At 70.1% G+C, this 19089-nt stretch carries 16 protein-coding genes; 7 read left to right on the top strand and 9 right to left on the bottom strand.

The window, feature by feature from the left end:
- Positions 1-137 precede the first annotated feature (137 nt).
- The 3 genes from EP757_RS13940 (at position 138) to EP757_RS13930 (ending at position 3303) form a co-directional block, all read left to right on the top strand.
- Entirely contained in the window at positions 138-1655 is a 1518-nt protein-coding gene (locus tag EP757_RS13940; protein WP_127546001.1) for a PspC domain-containing protein, read from the top strand.
- A complete protein-coding gene (locus EP757_RS13935; protein ID WP_127545998.1) occupies positions 1652-1996 on the top strand; it encodes a hypothetical protein in 345 nt (114 codons plus the stop codon). Before EP757_RS13940 ends, EP757_RS13935 begins: the two co-directional genes overlap by 4 nt.
- A gap of 62 nt (positions 1997-2058) precedes the next feature.
- Positions 2059-3303: a phosphatidylserine decarboxylase gene (locus EP757_RS13930; protein WP_127545995.1), complete on the top strand. Its 1245-nt coding sequence runs from the start codon at positions 2059-2061 to the stop codon at positions 3301-3303.
- 49 nt (positions 3304-3352) lie between these two features.
- On the opposite strand, the gene EP757_RS13925 is transcribed toward EP757_RS13930, so the two are convergent.
- The 5 genes from EP757_RS13925 to EP757_RS13905 form a co-directional block, all read right to left on the bottom strand.
- Positions 3353-4225, bottom strand: a complete 873-nt coding sequence (locus EP757_RS13925; protein WP_127554233.1) for a phosphatidylcholine/phosphatidylserine synthase — start codon at positions 4223-4225, stop codon at positions 3353-3355.
- 235 nt (positions 4226-4460) lie between these two features.
- Positions 4461-5345, bottom strand: coding sequence for an NUDIX hydrolase (locus tag EP757_RS13920; RefSeq protein ID WP_127545992.1), 885 nt, complete (start codon positions 5343-5345; stop codon positions 4461-4463).
- 4 nt (positions 5346-5349) lie between these two features.
- Entirely contained in the window at positions 5350-6297 is a 948-nt protein-coding gene (locus EP757_RS13915; protein WP_127545989.1) for an NUDIX hydrolase, read from the bottom strand.
- A gap of 130 nt (positions 6298-6427) precedes the next feature.
- Positions 6428-7975 (bottom strand): glutamine-hydrolyzing GMP synthase, encoded by a 1548-nt coding sequence (guaA, locus tag EP757_RS13910; RefSeq protein WP_127545986.1) that lies wholly within the window; start codon positions 7973-7975, stop codon positions 6428-6430.
- A 63-nt stretch (positions 7976-8038) separates the two neighbouring features.
- A complete protein-coding gene (locus EP757_RS13905) occupies positions 8039-9850 on the bottom strand; it encodes a S8 family serine peptidase (RefSeq protein WP_160165794.1) in 1812 nt (603 codons plus the stop codon).
- Between the two features lie 148 nt (positions 9851-9998).
- On the opposite strand from EP757_RS13905, the gene EP757_RS13900 reads away from it, so the two are divergent.
- Together EP757_RS13900 and EP757_RS13895 are read left to right on the top strand one after the other, a co-directional pair.
- Complete coding sequence (locus EP757_RS13900) at positions 9999-11105, top strand: LCP family protein (protein ID WP_127545980.1); 1107 nt, start codon at positions 9999-10001, stop codon at positions 11103-11105.
- Between the two features lie 17 nt (positions 11106-11122).
- A complete protein-coding gene (locus EP757_RS13895; RefSeq protein WP_127545977.1) occupies positions 11123-12538 on the top strand; it encodes a M1 family metallopeptidase in 1416 nt (471 codons plus the stop codon).
- 161 nt (positions 12539-12699) lie between these two features.
- On the opposite strand, the gene EP757_RS13890 is transcribed toward EP757_RS13895, so the two are convergent.
- Together EP757_RS13890 and guaB are read right to left on the bottom strand one after the other, a co-directional pair.
- Entirely contained in the window at positions 12700-13818 is a 1119-nt protein-coding gene (locus tag EP757_RS13890; protein WP_127545974.1) for a GuaB3 family IMP dehydrogenase-related protein, read from the bottom strand.
- A gap of 20 nt (positions 13819-13838) precedes the next feature.
- Positions 13839-15326 (bottom strand): IMP dehydrogenase, encoded by a 1488-nt coding sequence (guaB, locus tag EP757_RS13885; RefSeq protein WP_127545971.1) that lies wholly within the window; start codon positions 15324-15326, stop codon positions 13839-13841.
- A 119-nt stretch (positions 15327-15445) separates the two neighbouring features.
- On the opposite strand from guaB, the gene EP757_RS13880 reads away from it, so the two are divergent.
- On the top strand, positions 15446-15847 hold the full coding sequence (locus EP757_RS13880; protein WP_127554232.1) for a DUF5319 domain-containing protein: 402 nt from the start codon (positions 15446-15448) through the stop codon (positions 15845-15847).
- A 39-nt stretch (positions 15848-15886) separates the two neighbouring features.
- Here EP757_RS13880 and EP757_RS13875 read toward each other — a convergent pair whose 3' ends face one another.
- Positions 15887-16732, bottom strand: a complete 846-nt coding sequence (locus tag EP757_RS13875) for a response regulator transcription factor (RefSeq protein ID WP_127545968.1) — start codon at positions 16730-16732, stop codon at positions 15887-15889.
- Positions 16733-16966: 234 nt separating this feature from the next.
- On the opposite strand from EP757_RS13875, the gene EP757_RS13870 reads away from it, so the two are divergent.
- The gene (locus tag EP757_RS13870; RefSeq protein ID WP_127545965.1) at positions 16967-17353 is read left to right on the top strand and encodes a WhiB family transcriptional regulator; all 387 of its coding nucleotides are present in this window, start codon (positions 16967-16969) and stop codon (positions 17351-17353) included.
- Positions 17354-17512: 159 nt separating this feature from the next.
- Here EP757_RS13870 and EP757_RS13865 read toward each other — a convergent pair whose 3' ends face one another.
- On the bottom strand, positions 17513-19069 hold the full coding sequence (locus EP757_RS13865) for a molybdopterin-dependent oxidoreductase (protein ID WP_127545962.1): 1557 nt from the start codon (positions 19067-19069) through the stop codon (positions 17513-17515).
- Positions 19070-19089 lie beyond the last annotated feature (20 nt).

Genomic DNA, 19089 nt, shown 5'->3' with positions numbered 1-19089 from the left:
GTGCCCTTCGATCGTCACACGTCCCGCGGTCCCAGGCCACGGGTAAGCACCCTGGGAAACCGGGCCCCAGGATCTCAGGGTGGCCTCAGGGTCGGCTCCGGAAGCGCGTCGGGTGACCGGGCGCGCACGATCGAAGCATGAACGACGAAGCTGCCTCCTCGCCGGGCGCCGGTCCTCAGGGCGCCGCGGCATCGTCCGCCCCCGAGTCCGGCACCACCCCGCCGCCCGGCGCGGACAGCGCCTACGGGCCCAACGTGCCGCCCTGGCTCGCCAACGCCGGCGCCGCCTTCGCCCGCCAGCAGCTGGTCCGGCCGCGCAACGGGCGCTACGTCGCCGGTGTCTGCGGCGCCCTGGCCCGGGCGACGAACACCGACCCGGTGCTCTGGCGGGTGCTGCTCGGCGTGCTCGGCATCCTCGGCGGCACCGGCGTGCTGCTCTACCTGATCGGCTGGCTGATCATCCCGTCCGAGGGTGACACCGCGTCGCCGGTCGAGTCGCTGCTCGGCAAGGGCCAGTCCGGGATGACGCCGCTCTCCGTGGTGCTGCTCGGCAGCGGCGCGCTGCTGACCTTCGCGTTCATCGTCAACTCCGGCGCCCGGGCCAGCATGCTGGCCGCCGCCGTGGTGGTCGGCGCCTTCCTGCTGATCAAGCGGGGTGGCGTGGCCGGCCGGGAGGGCTACCCGGCGGCTCCCGCGAGCCCGCCGCCTCCTCCGCCGCCCGGCCCCGCCGACGACCCGACGCTCGCGTTCACGACGGCTCCCGGCGACTCCATGTCCGGCGCAACCACGTCCGGCGCAACCACGTCCGCGGCCGGCACGTCAGCGGCCACCGCGGAGAGCACGACGACCACGACGCCGTCCACCGGCCACCCGACGGTGGAGCAGCCCGCCGCCGATCCGGTGACCCCGCCGCTCCCGCCGCGCTACGAGCCGCCGCTGTTCAGCCCGCCCGCCGAGGGATACCGGCCGCCGTTCGCACCGCACGGGCCCTTCGCGAGTTCGTCCCCGCCGGCGCCGCCCGTCCCGCCCAAGCCTCCGAAACCGCCGAAGCCGCCGAAGGAGCGCTCGGTCCTCGGACGCCTGACGTTCTTCGCGGTGGTCGTGGTGATGGGCCTGCTGGCCGTGCTCGACATGGCCGGGGTGAACGTGGTGGTCTCGGCGTACTTCGCGGCGGCCCTCGCGACCATCGCGATCGGCCTGATCGCCGGCGCCTGGTTCGGCCGGGCCCGCGGGCTCATCGCCCTCGCTCTGATCGCCACGATGGGTCTGTTCGTCTCGACCGGCACCGAGCGCTGGGGCGGTGAGTTCCGGGACAGCGTCTACCGCCCGGCCAGCCTGGCCGAGCTCGCCGATCAGTACGACTTCACGTTCGGCAACGTCACGCTCGATCTGAGCGAGGTCGACTTCGCCGGCGCCGACCAGCTCACCACCGTGAACATGAAGTTCGGACAACTACGGGTGCTGCTGCCGCCGGCGGTGGACACCACCGTCGACGTCACCGGCGGCGGGATCCGGACCGTGCTGTTCGGCACTGAGAACTCGCCCTCCGACTCGGAGCGGCAGACCGTGACAGACCTGGGCAGCGACGGCGCCGGCGGCGGCAACCTCCGCCTCGACCTGCGCCTCGACACCGGAAACCTGGAGGTGGCCCGATGAAGCCGCACCGCATGGACGGCGTTTCCCTGACCTTCGGCATGATCTTCCTGGGCATCGCCGTCTGGTGGGCGATCTCCCGGGTGATCACGGTCCACCTGCCCGCCGTGGGCTGGATCGTCGCCGCCGCACTGATCTTCTTCGGGGTGATCGGCCTGTTCGGCGCGATCCGCTCGAACCGCCGCGAGGAGCAGCGGGCGCCGGTCCCGGCCGAGGCCCGCATCGCGACCCCGGGCGATCTGCCCCCGGAGATGCACGCCTCGATCGTGCAGGAGCTGCTCGACGATCCGGCCACCCGGCTTGTCAAGGAAGAGCAGCAGCACAAGGAGGAGCACAAGGACTGACGGAAGTGCCAGAGCCCCGCCCGCCAGGAAACATCCAGCGGGCGGGGCAATATGCTCGTTCAATGACCCCGTATCCCGCCGTGTCCACCACGCCCGTAACCGGCGTGGGTGCCCGGGCCGCCCGTGTCCTGACCGCCGAGTTCGCCCGGCAGAACGCGGCCACGTCCGCCCTGCTCATCGGCGCCGACCACGCCTCCACCGTGGTGGCCGCAGCCGTCGAGGCGCTGCTGCCCGGTGACACCCTGACCCTCGTTCCCGGTGAGCACAGCAGCACCGATCTGCTGCGCGGCCACATCACCGGACTGGGTAGCTGGGTCGCCGAACGGGTGAGGATCGTCGAGTCGCTCGACGAGGCACAGCCCGCCGACGTCGTCATCATCGCCGAACCCGTCACCGGCACCGCCGAGGAGACCCGCGCTCTGCTCGACCGGCTCGGCAAGTACCTCACCGACGGTGGCGTGCTCTCGGTCGCCACTCCGGCCGTCCCGGGCCGGACCGGAGGCGCCGCCGCGGAACTGTTCCGCCAGGGCGCCCTCTTCGGTGTCGGCTCCGACCTGGTCGTCCGCAACCAGCCGCCGCTCCGGGTGCACAAGTTCCGCTTCTCGCCGGCTGACGTGGCGACCGCTGCGACGCTGGCCCCCACCTACAAGACGTCGAGTGTCCCGGTCACCCGGACCATGCACATCGACTCGAACGGTGTCGCCGCCGCCGGCATCGCCCTCGGCCTCGCCGTGCTCGCCCGCCGGGCCCGCCCGAAGTCGAAGCTCTGGCTGCTGCCGGCGCTCGCTGCCGCCCCGGTCGCCGCGTTCTTCCGGGACCCGGAGCGGGACGGCCCGACCGACCCGTCCGCCATCGTCGCCTCCGCCGACGGCAAGGTGCTCTCCGTCGAGCGGATGCACGACGAGCGCTTCGGGCCGGGCGAGTTCCTGCGGATCGCGGTCTTCCTGTCCGTCTTCGACGTGCACGTGAACCGCTCGCCGGTCGCCGGCCGGGTCGCCGACTACTTCGTCGAGGAGGGTGGCTACGCGAACGCGATGACCGCCGCGGCGGAGCACAACGTCGCTGCGTACACGGTTCTCGACACCGACCACGGCACAGTCGCGGTGGTGCAGCGGACCGGCCTGATCGCCCGCCGGATCGTGCAGCGGGCGCCGGTGGGCACCCTGCTGGCGCGCGGCGAGCGTTACGGGCTGATCCGTTTCGGCTCGCGGACCGACATCTACCTGCCCGCGGACAAGGCGGAGGCCCTGGTCACCGTCAACGAGCGCGTCGTCGGCGGCTCGACGGTGGTCGCCCGCTGGAAGTGATCCGGACATGAAAAAGGGCCGCGCGAGCGGCCCTTTTTCATGAGAAGAACTAGATCCGCTTGGCGCGCATCCACATCACCGGACCGCTGGCGAGGTAGGTGGCGACGATCAGCACGAACGCCATCTGCGGCTGGATCAGCGCGCCGACGATCGGGAGCAGCAGCAGCCACGGCGGCAGCTTGATGATCCGGGCAAGCTTCGCGTACGGGAAACTCGAGACCATCGCGAACGCGAGCAGCGTCACACCACCGAGCAGCACCATGCCGGGCAGGTCGTCGAGTCCGATCAGCACGGTGAGCGCCAGCACCGCGGCGGCCATCGTGGTGGGCACGCCGCTGAAGAACCGGCCGTCCTTCGGCGAGACGTTGAAGCGGGCCAGGCGGATCGCGGCGCAACCGGCCACGAAGGCGCAGGCGATCGCGGCGGCGGCCGGCGGGACCGAGTCGGCCAGCGACGCGTAGACGACGACCGGAGCGGCCAGGCCGAACGAGCACATGTCGGCCAGCGAGTCCATCTGGGCGCCGAACGGGCTGGAAACGCCCAGCTTGCGGGCGAGGGCGCCGTCGAGGCCGTCGAAGGCCACGCAGGCGACGAGGCAGGCGGCGGCGATGCGGACCTCGCCGTCCATGGCCAGGAAGATGGCCAGCAGGCCGAGCCCGAGGCTGGCCAGGGTGCACGCGTTGACCAGCGCGAAGCTGGCCTTGCGGGAGATGGTGTGCTCACCGGGGAGCAGCGAGATCGGGTCGTCCTCGACCTCGACCTCGGGCTGTGCCACGGTCACCGGCACCGCGGGAACAGCGGCGAGAGCCGGGGTGTAGAGCACCTCGGCCCGGGTCGCGGTCGCAGCGCGACCCGTCTCGGCGGAGCGGCGGCCCACCCGAACCAACAGGGCTTGCCGCGCGAGAGTCCCGCCGCGGCGCAGCCGGCCTGCCCAACGACGCCCGGCGGGACGGGGACTATCCGTCGATCGACGCCGGCGCCAAGGGGTACTCGGCACGTGCTTCCTCCATGGAGTTCGGTGGTTCCGCCGGAAACCGGCGAAATGCGGGTTACACCTTCGCACACCCCAGACGGCCTTGGCGAGAGGCGCATGATCCTTAAGAACAACACCGGCGTCCAAGAGTTTCATCCACTCTCGGCCTTCCGTACCCCCGATTTTAGCTCTTCCGGGCGAGTGCCTCCCGGGACAGCTCGGTGAGAGCCAGCCCGGACAGCTCACCGGGCGTGAACCAGGCGGCCTCCGACGTCGATCCGCCGGCCGCCTCGGTGACCGCCGCGACCGTCGGTTCGTCCACTCTCACCTCGTAGAACACTCTGATCACGTGCCAGTCGAGCGGAACGCCCTCGGGACCGAGCGCAGCCGGGTCATAGCGGTGAGAAACGCCCAGAAGGGAGACAACCCGGCCGCGTTGCGAGGTCTCCTCGACGAGTTCCCTGGCGAGCGCCTGCTCCGGCGTCTCACCGAAGTCGGTGCCGCCGCCGGGCAGGTGCCACAGTCCCCCACCCGGGTAGCCCTCGGCGATCCGGGTGAGCAGGATCCGGCCGTCCGGGTCGGTCGCCAGTCCATAGGCGCCGAAACGCTGGACCGGGCCAGGGGGCCTTTTGAAATCAACTTCCGGGCGGGGTACGGGGGAAGCCTCGACGCCGGTACCGAGCACTTCCGCGGTGAACGGCAGCACCGGCACCTCCCCGGGCGGCACCCATGCCGCCAGGTCACTGGTCCCGTCCGACTCCGGCCGCAGGTCGCCGCCGGTCACCTCGACGTCGTAGAGGATCCGGTCGGTGTGCTCCACCGAGTCATCCGGCAGCAGTGTCAGGTCGGCGGTGGCAGCGCGCACCCGCAGGATGCGCACCGCCAGGCCGGTCTCCTCGGCGAACTCCCGGACGATCGTGTCGTCCGGGTGCTCGCCGTGATCGATGCCGCCGCCGGGCAGCGACCAGACGCCGGGGAAAGCCGCGAGATCCGAACCGCGGGTGAGCAGTACCCGGCCGCCGGTGTCGCGGCAGACGCCGTACGCCGCCGCCCTTCTCCGAAGAATCACAAGATCAGATTAGTCGCGCCGCTCTCAGCGCGTCCGCCGTGACTTCGGTGATCTGCTCGGCGGCCAGCTCGGCCACCTCCTTGAGCGGCATCCAGCGCGCCTCGTCGGTGGAGCCGCCGACGTCGTGGATGGTCACCTCGGTCGGGTGGTCGACGACGACGCGGTAGAACGCGCGGACGCCGTGCCAGTCGATCGGATAACCCTCCGGGCCGAGCGAGGCGGCGTCGCGGTGGCTGGCCACGCCGAGCAGCGCGGTGATCCGGCCCTCCTGACCCGTCTCCTCGACCAGCTCACGGAGCAGCGCCGGGCCGGGCTGCTCGCCGTAGTCGGTGCCGCCGCCGGGCAGGTGCCAGCAGCCGGCGCCCGGATAGCCGGGCGAGATCCGGGTGAGCAGGAGGTTCTCGTACGGGTCGGTGGCGATCGCATAGGCCGCGAAGCGCTGCGCCCGGTGCAGCCCGTCCGGTCCCTCGTAGGCATAGAAGGACGGGAAGGTCGGCGGGACGTCGGGCCGCAGGTCACCGGAGGCGGCCGGGAGCCCGAGCGCGTCCGCGGCGAACGGCCGGAGCTTGAGCTGCGAGGCCTCTTCCAGGGTGTGCCATCGGGCCAGGTCGGTGGAGTGGCCGACCCGATCGATCAGGTTGCCACCACGCACCGACACCGAATAGATCAGGCGGTCGGTGTGGATGGTGACGCCTCGGTGCGGCATGGAGCGCATGTCGGCGAGGACGTCGTGCAACCCGGTCACGGCGACGGAGAGCCCGGTCTCCGCCGCGGTCTCGCGGACGACGGTGTGGTTGGGATCTTCGCCGTGGTCGACGGCGCCGCCGGGCAGCGACCAGACTCCGGGAGTGCCGGATTTGGCCGAGGCCCGGACCAGGAGGACGCGGCCCTCGTCGTCGCGAGCGACGGCGTAGGCGGCGATCCTGCGGAGCGGTTCCAGTGCGGGGGTCACGGGCGGCATTCTGCCCGGAATATGTTACCTCTCAAGAACTTTTGTCAGGTTCCTGACAGTGGGATAGCAGTGAGTAATCGCAGCTCAGGGCGATTTTACCCGCCCTGAGCTATTGATCCACTACTGAGAGTCACTCCCACTCGATGGTGCCCGGCGGCTTGCTCGTGACGTCCAGAACCACCCTGTTGACCTCGCGGACCTCGTTGGTGATCCGGTTGGAGATCTTGGCGATCACGTCGTACGGCAGGCGCGACCAGTCGGCGGTCATCGCGTCCTCGCTGGAGACCGGGCGCAGCACGACGGGGTGCCCGTACGTCCGGCCGTCACCCTGGACGCCCACGCTGCGCACGTCGGCGAGCAGCACCACGGGGAACTGCCAGACGTCGCGGTCGAGCCCGGCGGCGGTCAGCTCCTCGCGGGCGATCAGGTCGGCCTGGCGCAGGATGTCGAGCCGGTCCCGGTCCACCGCGCCGATGATCCGGATCGCCAGGCCGGGGCCCGGGAACGGGTGACGCTGCACCATCGCCTCGGGCAGGCCCAGCTCGGCGCCGAGCGCCCGGACCTCGTCCTTGAACAGCGTGCGCAGCGGCTCGATCAGCGCGAACTGCAGGTCGTCGGGGAGACCGCCGACGTTGTGGTGGGACTTGATGTTCGCGGTGCCGGTGCCTCCACCGGACTCCACGACGTCCGGGTACAGCGTGCCCTGGACCAGGAACTCGATGTGCCGCTCGGCGTCCAGCTCGCGGGCGGCGGCTTCGAACGTACGAATGAACTCGCGTCCGATGATCTTGCGCTTCTGCTCCGGGTCGGTGACGCCGGCCAGATGCCCGAGGAACTGGTCCTCGGCGTCGACGACGACGAGCCGGATGCCGGTCGCGGCGACGTAGTCCTTCTCCACCTGCTCGCGCTCACCCGAGCGCAGCAGGCCGTGGTCGACGAAGACGCAGGTGAGCTGGTCGCCGATGGCCTTGTGCACGAGGGCCGCGGCGACCGCCGAGTCGACGCCACCGGAGAGACCGCAGATGACCTGCTTGTCGCCGACCTGCGCGCGGATCGCGGCGACCTGGTCGTCGATGATGTTGTCGGGGGTCCAGGTCGGCTCGATGCCGGCGATGTCGTAGAGGAACCGCTTGAGCATCTCCTGGCCCTGCTCGGTGTGCGCCACCTCGGGGTGGAACTGCACGCCGGCACGCTTCGCGGTGAGGTCCTCGAAGGCGGCGACCGGGGCGCCCGGGGTCGACGCGGTGACCGCGAAGCCCTGCGGGGCCACCGCGACGCTGTCGCCGTGGCTCATCCAGACCGGCAGGTCGGCCGGGAGGTCGCGGAGGAGGGTGCCGCCCTGGGCGGCGAGGAGGGTCCGGCCGTACTCCCGGGAGCCGGTGTGCGCCACCGTGCCGCCGAGGGCCTGGGCCATCGCCTGGAAGCCGTAGCAGATGCCGAACACCGGCACGTCGCTCTCGAACAGCCCGGCGTCGAGCACCGGAGCGCCCGGCTCGTAGACGCTGGACGGGCCGCCGGACAGGATGATCGCGGCGGGGTTCTTCGCCAGCATCTCGGCCACCGGCATCGAGTGCGGGACGATCTCCGAGTAGACACGGGCCTCACGGACCCGGCGGGCGATCAGCTGGGCGTACTGGGCGCCGAAGTCGACGACGAGAACGGGACGCGGTGTACTCACCCGGCGAGTTTACCGGCGGCACGCCGGGGCCCCGTCAACCGGTGGGGCCCCAGCGCACTGCGATCAGCGACGGTAGTAGGTACGCGTCGCCAGCTTCTTCACGTTGCCCGCCTTGTCGTACGCGCGGACGACGACCTTCATGGTCTTCTTCTGCTTCGACACCTTGAAGGACAGGCTGTAGGCCGCCTTCGTGTCGGTCGCCACGACCTTGCCGTTGACCAGCAGCTGGACCTTGGCGACCTTGTACTTGTCGGTCGCCTTGACCTTGACGGTCACCGTGCCGGACACCTTGGCCTTGTTCTTCGGGGCCTTGGTGATCGTCACCTTGGGCGGCGTGTTGTCGGCGACCACCGAGGTGGCCGGCGACCAGCCGACGTTGCCGGCCTTGTCGGTGATCCGCAGCTGGACCTTGAGGGCGCCGTTCTTGCCCGCGGTGTTCAGCTTCGGCGCGAACGGGGAGACGTAGTCCCAGCTGTGCCACTTGCCGTTCACGTACAGGTCGACGTTGCGGATGCCCGAACCGCCGGAGTTGTCCTTCAGCCCGGGAGCGCCGATCACGCGGGAGCCACGCACCAGCGTGTTCTTCGCGATCCCGATCCCGGACGTCGGCTTCACCGTGTCAGCGGTCGTGAACGCGACCGCCTTCTGCGCGTTGACCAGGCCACGCTCGACCCAGCCACCGATCGGGGTGGTCGTGTTGCGGATGGCGCGCTGCACGCTCCAGCCGCTCCACGACGGGTGCTTCGACTGCACCAGCGCGGCCACGCCGGAGACCAGCGGCGCGGAGAACGACGTGCCCTGCACCTCGTACTCGTTGTAGTACCAGTCCCAGCAGTTCGCCGTGTTGCCGTCCCAGCAGTACGCGCCGTTGTTGCGCATACCGGCGGTGATGGCCGGCGCCGCGACGTCGACCCAGCTCGCGCCGTAGCTCGAGAAGCTGACGCGCTCCTTGCCGCCGGTCCGGGTGTTGGTGCCGCCCACGGCGAGCACGTCGCCGTACGCCGCCGGGTACATCCGCTGGTTGGTGCCCTCGTTACCGGCCGCCGCCACCACGAGCGCGCCACGCCCGTTGGCGTAGGCGACCGCGTTCTGCAGGGTGGTCGAGGTGTCCGAGCCGCCGAGCGACAGGTTGATGATCTTCGCGCCCTGCTTGGCCGCGTAGATGATGCCCGCAGCGACGTTCGCGTAGCTGCCGCTGCCCTCGTAGTCCAGCACCTTCACCGGGAGGATCTGGCACTGCTGGCAGACACCGGCCAGGCCGGCGCCGTTGTTCGTCTTCGAGGCGATCAGCGACGCCACCACGGTGCCGTGCGGGAACCCGCCGTCGTCGGACGCGTTGCTGTCCTTGTTGACGAAGTCGTAGCCCTTGAGCACCTTGCCGGACAGGTCACCGACCGGCGACACACCGGTGTCCACGACCGCGACCTTGATCGCGTTGCCGGACGTGGCAGCCCACGCGGCCGGCACGTTGATCTGGCCGAGCTCGGGCTGGTGCCCGCCGGTGTAGACCGGGTCGTTCGGCGCGACGACGAACGACTTCGCCGTCGGGTCGACCTCGACGTACGCGACGTCGGGGTCGTTGCGCAGCGCCGCGATCACCGACGACTTCTGCGAGGCCGGCACGTCGAGCGACTTCGCCTGCACCTCGGCCAGCGCGGAGTCCAGCGCGCTGCCACCCGAGAGCTTCTTGATACCGAAGCCGGACAGTGTGGACAGTGACGAACCGGGGTCGACACCTGCTTTGAGACCCACCACGAGCCGGACCGGCTTGGTGTCCCAGGCCTGCGCCGGACCGGCGAAGCCCGCGACACCGAGACCGGCGACCAGACCCGTGGTGACGATGCCGGCAAGAAGACGCCGGCTGGAAGAATTCATACTGCGAGACCTCCCCGTCGCGACCGCCGGGAGGTCGGCGAATCGCCGGGCCAGCGTACTGGTGATCATCGAAAAGGCAATACCGGTTTCATTGAACGAGATATGTACGGGCATTGAGCACTACAACGATGTCCTTTACTGTTCCGCTATGCGGAACAGCAAGATCACTTGGGCGGTGGTCGCCGGCGCGGTCGTGGCGTTACTCGCCGGCGTGGGCGTCGCCATCGCCATGAATCGGAGTTCGAACACCTCGGCCGCGACGCCGACGAGCTCCGCGGCCGCCTCGCAGGCGGCCGGCCCGTCGGTCGCGCCCTCGCCGTCCGTCTCCCCCGGCGCCGACATCGAAGGGCCGCTCGACCTGGTCCTCATCGGCGTCGACACCCGGGTCAGCGTGCCCGGCTGGGAACCGCACGCCGACACGGTGATGCTGCTGCACGTCGACGCCGGGCTCAAGTCCGCGTACCTGTATTCCCTCCCCCGCGACCTCCGCGTCGAAATGCCCGCCTACAAGAAGGCGGGCTTCTCCGGCGGGCGCTACAAGCTCACCGAGGCGATGAGCCGCGGCTCGCGGATTCCCGGCGAGAAGACCAAGAAGAGCGTCGAGCAGGGGTACGAACTACTGACCCGCAGCCTGAGTGACTACACCGGCATCAAGAAGTTCCAGGCCGGCGCGATCCTCAACTTCGGCGGCCTGGAGCGGCTGGTCGACCAGCTCGGCGGCATCGACATGACGATCGACCAGCGGACCAAGTCGCGGCACCGTCAGCCGGACGGCTCGGCGCGGCCCCTGGCGCCCGGCGGCGGTGACCACACCGGACCGCAGATGATCTACCAGACCGGCGAGCGGCACCTGGTCGGCTGGCAGGCGATCGACTACGCCCGGCAGCGCTACGGCCTGCCGAACGGCGACTACGACCGGCAGCGGCACCAGCGCCAGATGGTCAGCGCGATCCTCACCAAGGCGTTCTCCCAGGGCCTGGACGACCCGGCGAAGCTCGGCGGCGTGATCAAGGCGCTCGGCGAGTCCCTCGTCTACGTGGGCGGGCGTACGCCTTTCGAGTACGCCTACGCGCTGCGCGACCTGAAGCCGGCCGGCATCACCCTGGTCGACCTGCCCGGCGCGGGCGTCATGAGCGGCGGCAGATACCTCGGTGAGCAGCTGAAGTCCGAGGGAAGCGGCTTCCTCAAGGCGCTCGTGAAGAACAAGGCCGAGGACTACCTCGCCGACCATCCCAAGCTGGTCAACAAGCTGTAGAACGTAACCTCGACTGCATGACGCGACGGGTTATCGGCACGCTGGCCCTCCTCACCGTGATGGCCGGTTGTTCGACGGGCTCGGAACCGGATGATCCGGCGCCGAGCCCGTCGCCTGCGGCCTCCTTCTCACCCGGCGCGGCCGGGGCCGGCGACCCGTACTTCCCGGCGTACGGCAACGGCGGTTACGACGTGGCCGGCTACGACCTGGCGCTGAAGTACGACCCGAAGGCCGGGACGCTGGACGGCACCGCGACGATCGCCGCGACCGCCACCCAGGACCTCTCCCGGTTCAACCTGGACCTGGCGCACCTGAAGGCCCGCGAGATCACCGTGGACGGCACGGTCGCCACCAGCACGGCAGCGGGCAACGAGCTGACCGTCACGCCCGCCGCCGGCATCGTCGCGGGCACCCGGTTCACCACCGTGATCCAGTACGGCGGAACCCCCGGTCAGCTGGAGAACAAGGTCCTCGGCAACGGCGGGTGGATGCGTACCGCCGACGGTGGCATCGCGCTCGGCCAGCCGGAGTCGGCGAGCACCTGGTTCCCGGTCAACGACCACCCGTCCGACAAGGCCACCCTGAAACTGGCGATGACCGTCCCGGACGGCGTCGAGGTGCTCAGCAACGGCGTGCCCGGTGAGCGGACCACCGCGGACGGCTGGACCACCTGGAACTGGTCGGAGAACTCCCCGATGGCGAGTTACCTGGCCACCGTCGTGATCGGCCAGTACCGGATCACCACGGCCGAGCACAACGGACTGCCGATGATCACGGCGATCCCGGCGTCGTACTCCGCGACCGGCCCGGAAGCGAAGTCGCTGGCCCGCACCGGCGAGATCACCGACTTCCTGGCGACGCGGTTCGGCCCGTACCCGTTCGACGCCAACGGTGGTGTGGTCGTCGACGAGGAGAAGATCCGGTACGCGCTGGAGACCCAGTCCCGGCCGGTCTACGGCAACACGTTCTTCACGAATGGCGAGAATCCGGGCGTGGTCGCGCACGAACTGGCCCACCAGTGGTTCGGTGACAGCGTCGCCCTGACCCGCTGGCAGGACATCTGGCTGAACGAGGGCTTCGCCACCTACGCCGAGTGGCTCTGGTCCGAGCACTCCGGCGAGGCGACGGCGGCCGAACTGTTCGAGACGACCTACAACACCTTCAACTGGTCCGAGATCCCCGGCGACCCGACCCCGAATCGCCTGTTCGGCTCCGCCGTCTACCAACGAGGCGGCATGACAGTCCACGCACTGCGCGAAACCATCGGCGACGCCGCATTCGACAAGCTCGTGAAGTCCTGGACCGCCGACCACAAGAACGGCAACGTGACCACAGCCCAGTTCATAGAGGCAGCCGAGCAGAGCTCAGGCAAGAACTTGAAGTCTTTCTTCGACGCCTGGCTCTATGGCGTCAAGAAACCCCCAGCCCCGTAGCCACGCGACCCGCGCAAAACGCCTGCTGGCGAGGAGGCACCTGGTTTTTCGACGCCCGCGGGGTTTGCGGGTGGCGGAAAACCAGCTGCCTCCTCGCCAGCTTGAAAGGCGTTTTGCCTGCTGAGCGAAGCGAAGCCAGCCAGCTCAGCGCTGTGGACGCCCTACTTGTCCAGGACGAGTGCGACCTTCTGGAACTCCTTGACGTCCCGGTAGCCGCATTTGGCCATCGCCCGGCGCAGACCGCCGAACAGGTTGAGCTGGCCGTCGGGCCGATCGGCCGGACCGTAGAGGACCTCTTCGAGCGTCCCGTCCGGGTCGCCGGCGATGCAGAAACCGCCGCGCGGCAGGGCCGGGTGGCTGGCAGCCGAGTGCCACCAGGCGCCACCGGCGGGCGCGCCCTCGGCGAGCGACAGCGGCTCCCCGAGCATGACCGCGTCCGCGCCGCACCCGATCGCCTTGGCGATGTCACCCGAGGTGGACAGGCCACCGTCGGCGATCAGGTGCACGTAACGGCCACCGGTCTCGTCCAGGTAGTCCCGGCGGGCGGCTGCCGCGTCGGCGATGGCGGTGGCCATCGGCACCCGGATACCGAGGACGGTGTCGGTGGTGGACCACTCGTCGGCGCCGACACCGACGATCACGCCGGCCGCGCCGGTACGCATCAGGTGCAGGGCGGTCTTGTAGTCGGTGCAGCCACCGACGATCACCGGCAGGTCGAGGTCGGCGATGAACTCCTTGAGGTTCAGCGGCTCGTCCGTCGTGGACACGTGCTCCGCCGAGACCAGGGTGCCCTGGATGACCAGCAGGTCGACGCCCGCGTCGAGCACCACCGGCGCCAGCGCGAGGGTGTGCTGCGGGGAGACCCGGACGGCGGTGGTCACGCCGGAGGCCCGGATCTGCCGGACCCGCTCGGTGATCAGCTCCGGCTTGATCGGCTCGGCGTAGACCTCCTGCAGACGCTTGGTGGCGTCCGAGTCCTCGCCGAGCGAAGCCAGCTCTTCGAGGATCTTGGTGGGGTCTTCGTACCGGGTCCAGAGGCCCTCGGCGTTGAGCACGCCCAGGCCACCGAGGCGGCCCAGGGCGATCACCGACTCGGGGCTCTGGGTGGCGTCCGACGGGTGCGCGACGCAGGGGATCTTGAAGGGGTACGCGTCGAGCTTCCACTCGGTCGACACATCGTCCACGTCGCGGGTGCGACGGCTCGGAACGATCGCGATGTCGTCCAGGTGGTAGCCGCGCTGCGCGGTCTTACCTAGGCCGATCTCCACAACGTCACGCATGATCAGGCGCCCTTAAGTCTTTAGCGGGAGTGGTAGTTAGGAGCCTCGACCGTCATCTGGATGTCGTGCGGGTGGCTCTCCTTGAGCCCGGCCGCAGTGATCCGGATGAGCTGTCCGCGCTCCTGCAGGTCGGGGATGGTCTCCGCGCCCACGTAGCCCATGGCAGCGCGCAGCCCGCCGATGAGCTGGTGCGCCACCCTGGACAGAGGACCACGATAGGGCACCTGACCCTCGACGCCCTCCGGGACCAGCTTGTCCTCGTTCACATCCTGCTGGAAGTAACGGTCCTTCGAGTAAGACTTGGCCTGACCGCGGGACTGCATCGCACCGAGCGACCCCATGCCGCGGTACGACTTGAACTGCTTGCCGTTCATGAAGATCAGCTCGCCGGGGCTTTCCTCGGAGCCCGCCAGCAGGCTGCCCAGCATGACGGTGCTCGCGCCGGCCACGATCGCCTTGGCGATGTCGCCGCTGTACTGGATGCCACCGTCACCGATCACCGGCACACCGGCGGGAGCACACGCGCGGTTCGCCTCCATGATCGCGGTGATCTGCGGCACGCCGACACCGGCGACGATCCGGGTCGTGCAGATGGCGCCCGGGCCGACGCCCACCTTCACGGCGTCGGCGCCCGCCTCGACCAGGGCCTTCGCCCCGGCGTAGGTCGCCACGTTGCCGCCGACGATGTCGATGGCGACGTCCTTCTTCAGGCGGGCCACCATCTCCAGCACGGCCCGCTGGTGGCCGTGCGCGGTGTCGACGATGACCACGTCGACGCCGGCGTCGACCAGGGCACGCGCCCGCTTGTAAGAGTCGTCGCCCACCCCGACGGCCGCCGCCACCCGGAGCCGGCCCTGCGGGTCCTTCGCGGCGTTCGGGTACTGCTCGGACTTGGTGAAGTCCTTCACGGTGATCAGGCCGCGCAGGTGACCGGCCTCGTCGACCAGCGGCAGCTTCTCCACCTTGTGCTTGGCGAGCAGCTCCAGCGCCTCGTCCTTGCTCACGCCGACCCGCGCGGTGATCAGCGGCGCCTTCGTCATGACGTCGCGCACCTTGGCGTCGAAGTCGCTGACGAACCGCATGTCACGGTTGGTGACGATGCCGACCAGCACGCCGTTGCCGTCCACGACCGGGGCGCCGGAGATGCGGTAGCGGGCGCAGAGCGCGTCGACCTGCCGCAGGGTGTCGTCCGGGCTGCAGGTGACCGGGTTCGTGATCATGCCGGACTCGGAGCGCTTCACCAGGTCGACCTGGGCCGCCTGGTCCTCCACCGAGAGATTGCGGTGCAGAACGCCGATGCCGCCCTGGCGGGCCATGGCGATCGCCATGCGCGCCTCGGTCACGGTGTCCATGCCGGCGGAGAGCAGCGGAATGGAGAGTTCGACGTTGCGCGTCAGACGCGTCACGGTGTTGACCCGGCTGGGAACGACGTCCGACTCACCGGGCTGCAGCAGCACGTCGTCGAAGGTCAGGCCGAGCGGAACAGTGCGGGCGCTGTCAGTTTCCACAAATCATCCCTAGAGAAGAGGCGGAGTCCATCATCCTACCCACCCTGGCCGGGGCACCCGGGCGGCGGACAGAACGTGCGGGCCAGCACACCGCGGCCGGAGGTGAGTACGGTATGGGGGTGCAAGAAGAGCCGATCGACCCGTTCAACGGCGATCCCGCCGACCCGGCCGCCGGACTCGACGACCTCAACGAGGACGCCGAGTCCGACCCGCTGACCGAGGACGAACGGCAGGACGTCCTGGAGGACCTCTCCGACCTGGAGATCTATCAGGCACTGCTGAGTCCGACGGGCATCCGCGGGCTGGTCATCGAGTGCGAGGACTGCCACGAGCCGCACTATTTCGACTGGGATCTGCTCCGAGGAAACCTTCGGCACCTGCTGGACAGCGGACGACCGAGGGTGCACGAGCCCGCGTACGACCCGGACCCCGACCACTACGTCACGTGGGAGTACGCACGGGGTTACGCCGACGGGGTGCACGACACCCTGACCGAAGGGTCGGAAGAAGACCAGAGCTGAGGAAAAGGGGCTGCCCGGCGGGCAGCCCCTTTCTCGTTCTCAGGCCACCAGGCCTGCTCGGAAACCGGCGGCGACCGCATGGGCTCGGTCGCGGGCGCCCAGTTTCCGGAAGAGGCGCCTCGCGTGCGTCTTCACGGTGTCCTCCGAGACGAAGAGCTCCCGGCCGATCTCGGCGTTGCTCTTGCCGTCCGCCATCCCGCGCAGGACCTGGAGCTCCCGCTCGGTCAGGGTGAGCCGGCGGCCCGCCGGAGCGGCCTCGCCCATCCCCACCCCGGCTTCGTTGCCGGGCCAGGCCACCATCGGCCGGCCGGTGGCCGGGTCGATCGGGGCGTCGCCGCGCTGTGCCGGGACCATCGGCGCGTTCGGCCCGAGCATGGCCGGCACTGCCGCCGCGTTCGGGATTCCCATGCCGGGCGCGTACTGGCCCCGGGCCGCCGGGGAGTTGTTGTTGCGGACCCCGCCGGCCACCGTGGCCGGCTGGGCGTTCGCGCCGTTGATCGGCATGCCCTGCGGGCGCACCGGCAACAGCAGCAGGAGCAGCGCCTTGGCGACGACGCTGACCAGGTCGTGCTCGACGCCACGGATGACGCCACGAGCGCCGGCGGCGACCGCCGCCGCGGCGACCCGGGGGTCTTCCGCGCCGAAGAGCACCACTTGAGCCTGTGGGGCGCGTGCGAGCACGCGCCGGGTGAACCCGACACTGTCGGGCCGGGTTACGGCGGTGTCAGCCAGGACCACTTCGGCCGGCCGTTCCGCCAGTCGGATCATGGCCTCGGTCTCGCTGACCGCGGTCCGGACGACACCGGTCATGCCGAGCCGGGCCGCGGTGGACGCGACGGTCTGGGCCGCCAGCGGGGTTCGGACGCACACGAGGACGGTACGCACAGTGATCCTCCTTCTCTCTCAGAGGAGATCACGCGAGGGCCGCAGCATTACGCGCTTTAGATGGAAAAAATGGGAAAGATGGGTATGAGTTGCCACCGCTTTGCCATACCGCTCGCGAAGACATCGACATGTCGCGTGTGAGCCGGCGATCGCCGGGGTACACCCGACCGCACAGGCCTGGGCACAGGCCCTCATGACGAACGCTCCGCGGTGCCGCGCGGGAGGAGGGTGTTGATGTCGAACGTTCGCAGACTGCCCGGCCCCATCGCCGACCTGTGGGACTGGCAAAGACTCGGACTCTGCCGAGGCCGGGACAGTGCACAGTTCTTCCACCCCGACGGCGAGCGCGGGTCGTCCCGCAATCGCCGCGAGGCCAAGGCAAAGTCGATGTGTGGCGCGTGCCCGGTCCGGGCCGAGTGCGCCGCACACGCTCTGGCGGTTCGCGAGCCGTACGGAGTTTGGGGAGGTTTCAGCGAATCGGAGCGGCTGCGGCTGCTCGCGGTCGGCTGGGAGGACCTGGCGGATCGTCACGGACGAGTCGACCTTGCCCGGCTCGAGGCGCGCCTCGGCCGGCCCCACAAGACGGCGGTACCCGCGCAACGGCAGGCACCGGCGGCCTGACGCCGCCCGGCGCGCGGCGACACCAAACGGCTTGCGGCGCGGTCCTCGGCCGAGGACCGTGCCGGGTGGTTCAGCGGTTCTCCAACCGCATTGGTGGACATGCAAGCCACCGTATGAGCGACTTGCGTTTTCGAGTCGGACGGAGAGTGCGGCTTCCGGCTACTCGACAGTGACCTCGACCTGGTGCCACCCGGTGGCCCCGTCCGGGGCCGGCGGCGCGGCGTTCGCTATTTGTGTCACCCCGTCGGAATCGGTCGCTCGCACTCTCAGGGAATGACGACCCGCTGTCGCCTGCCAGGGGTGGCTCCACTGCCGCCAGGTGTCGGCCGACACCGCCGGCGCGAGCGAGGCCTCTTCCCAGGGACCGTCGTCGACCTGTACTTCGACCTTCGCGATGCCGCGGTGCTGTGCCCAGGCCACTCCGGCGATCGTGATCGGTCCGGCTCGGCGTGACGAGCCGCCGCGCGGGGTGTCGATCCGGGACTGGGTCTTGATGGGTGCCTGCGCCGACCAGCCCCGGGGCACCCAGTAAGCGTCGAAGTCGGCGAACCTGGTCAGCTCGATCTCGGTGATCCACTTGCAGGCCGAGACGTAGCCGTAGAGGCCGGGGACGACCATCCGGACCGGGAATCCGTGCGCGACCGGAAGCGGCTCGCCGTTCATCCCGATCGCCAGCAGCGCGTCGCGGCCGTCCCGCAGCGCCGCCGTCGGGGTGCCGCACGTCCAGCCGTCGACCGACCTCTGCACCGCCTGATCGGCTTCGGGCAGCGGGTCCGCCTCGTCGATCAGCGCCTTGATCGGGGTGCCGAGCCACAGCGCGTTGCCGATCAGATCGTCGCCGACCTCGTTGGAGACGCACGCGAGGGTCAGGTACCGCTCGACCATCGGACGCCGCAGAAGCTCGGCCCAGGTGATCTCGATGGGATTCCGCACCATGCCGTGGATGCGCAAAGTCCACGTGGCCGGGTCCACCTGCGGCGTGACGATGGCGGTATCGATGCGGTAGAAATCCCGGTTGGGAGTGACATAGGGGACGGCTCCCGGTGCCTGCACCCCGCTCGGCAGCGGCGGCGCGCTCTCCACGGCGACCGGCAGCGCGACCTGCTGCCTCGCGACGTCCACCGCGCGGCGCGAGCTCAGCATCCGGCCGGCCACACCGGCGCCTGCGGCGACCGCGGCCACGATCCCCAGATCTCGCAGGAATCGGCGGCGGCTCTCTTTCTCGTACGGAGCGATCACCTCACCCGCCGGCTCGGCCCGTCCCGGGGTTCGAGCCTCCGAACCGTCCCGCTGATAACCGGCCCGAAGTCCCCACAGCACGGCTGCCGCGACGGCCGCGCCGATCAGCGACGGCAGCGCCCCGGCCGGCCCGACGCCCTCGCGACTCACCGCCGCGGCAGCGCCCGCGAGCCCGAACAACCCGATCCCGGCGACGGCCATGACCCAGCGGCCGCGGCCGGCGAGCAGGCCCACCCCGTACGAGTAGAGGCCCAGAAGAATCGCGGTGCCGATCACCAAAGCGGTCTTGTCGTGCACCCCGAAGACCGCGATGCCGAAGTCCTTGACGGACGCCGGCACGTGATCGACCACCACACCGCCGACGGCGACCAGAGGACTCGACGCCGCACCGGTGAACACGGCGATCAACTCGGCGACACCGATCGCGGCGCCCGCGGCGACGACACCGGCCAGCCCGGCCCGGACAGAAGCTCTCACCCGACCGATACTCCCCCGCT

The organism is Actinoplanes sp. OR16 (genome assembly GCF_004001265.1).
GTDB lineage: Bacteria > Actinomycetota > Actinomycetes > Mycobacteriales > Micromonosporaceae > Actinoplanes.
This window is presented reverse-complemented; position numbering and strand designations above follow the sequence as displayed.

Bases quoted from the DNA above. Each gene is read 5' to 3' on its own strand.
- EP757_RS13870 (WP_127545965.1), top strand. From the start codon at position 16,967: ATGTCGAACGTTCGCAGACTGCCCGGCCCCATCGCCGACCTGTGGGAC.
- EP757_RS13895 (WP_127545977.1), top strand. From the start codon at position 11,123: ATGACGCGACGGGTTATCGGCACGCTGGCCCTCCTCACCGTGATGGCC.
- EP757_RS13905 (WP_160165794.1), bottom strand. From the start codon at position 9,850: ATGAATTCTTCCAGCCGGCGTCTTCTTGCCGGCATCGTCACCACGGGT.
- EP757_RS13900 (WP_127545980.1), top strand. From the start codon at position 9,999: ATGCGGAACAGCAAGATCACTTGGGCGGTGGTCGCCGGCGCGGTCGTG.
- EP757_RS13940 (WP_127546001.1), top strand. From the start codon at position 138: ATGAACGACGAAGCTGCCTCCTCGCCGGGCGCCGGTCCTCAGGGCGCC.
- EP757_RS13930 (WP_127545995.1), top strand. From the start codon at position 2,059: ATGACCCCGTATCCCGCCGTGTCCACCACGCCCGTAACCGGCGTGGGT.
- EP757_RS13935 (WP_127545998.1), top strand. From the start codon at position 1,652: ATGAAGCCGCACCGCATGGACGGCGTTTCCCTGACCTTCGGCATGATC.
- EP757_RS13890 (WP_127545974.1), bottom strand. From the start codon at position 13,818: ATGCGTGACGTTGTGGAGATCGGCCTAGGTAAGACCGCGCAGCGCGGC.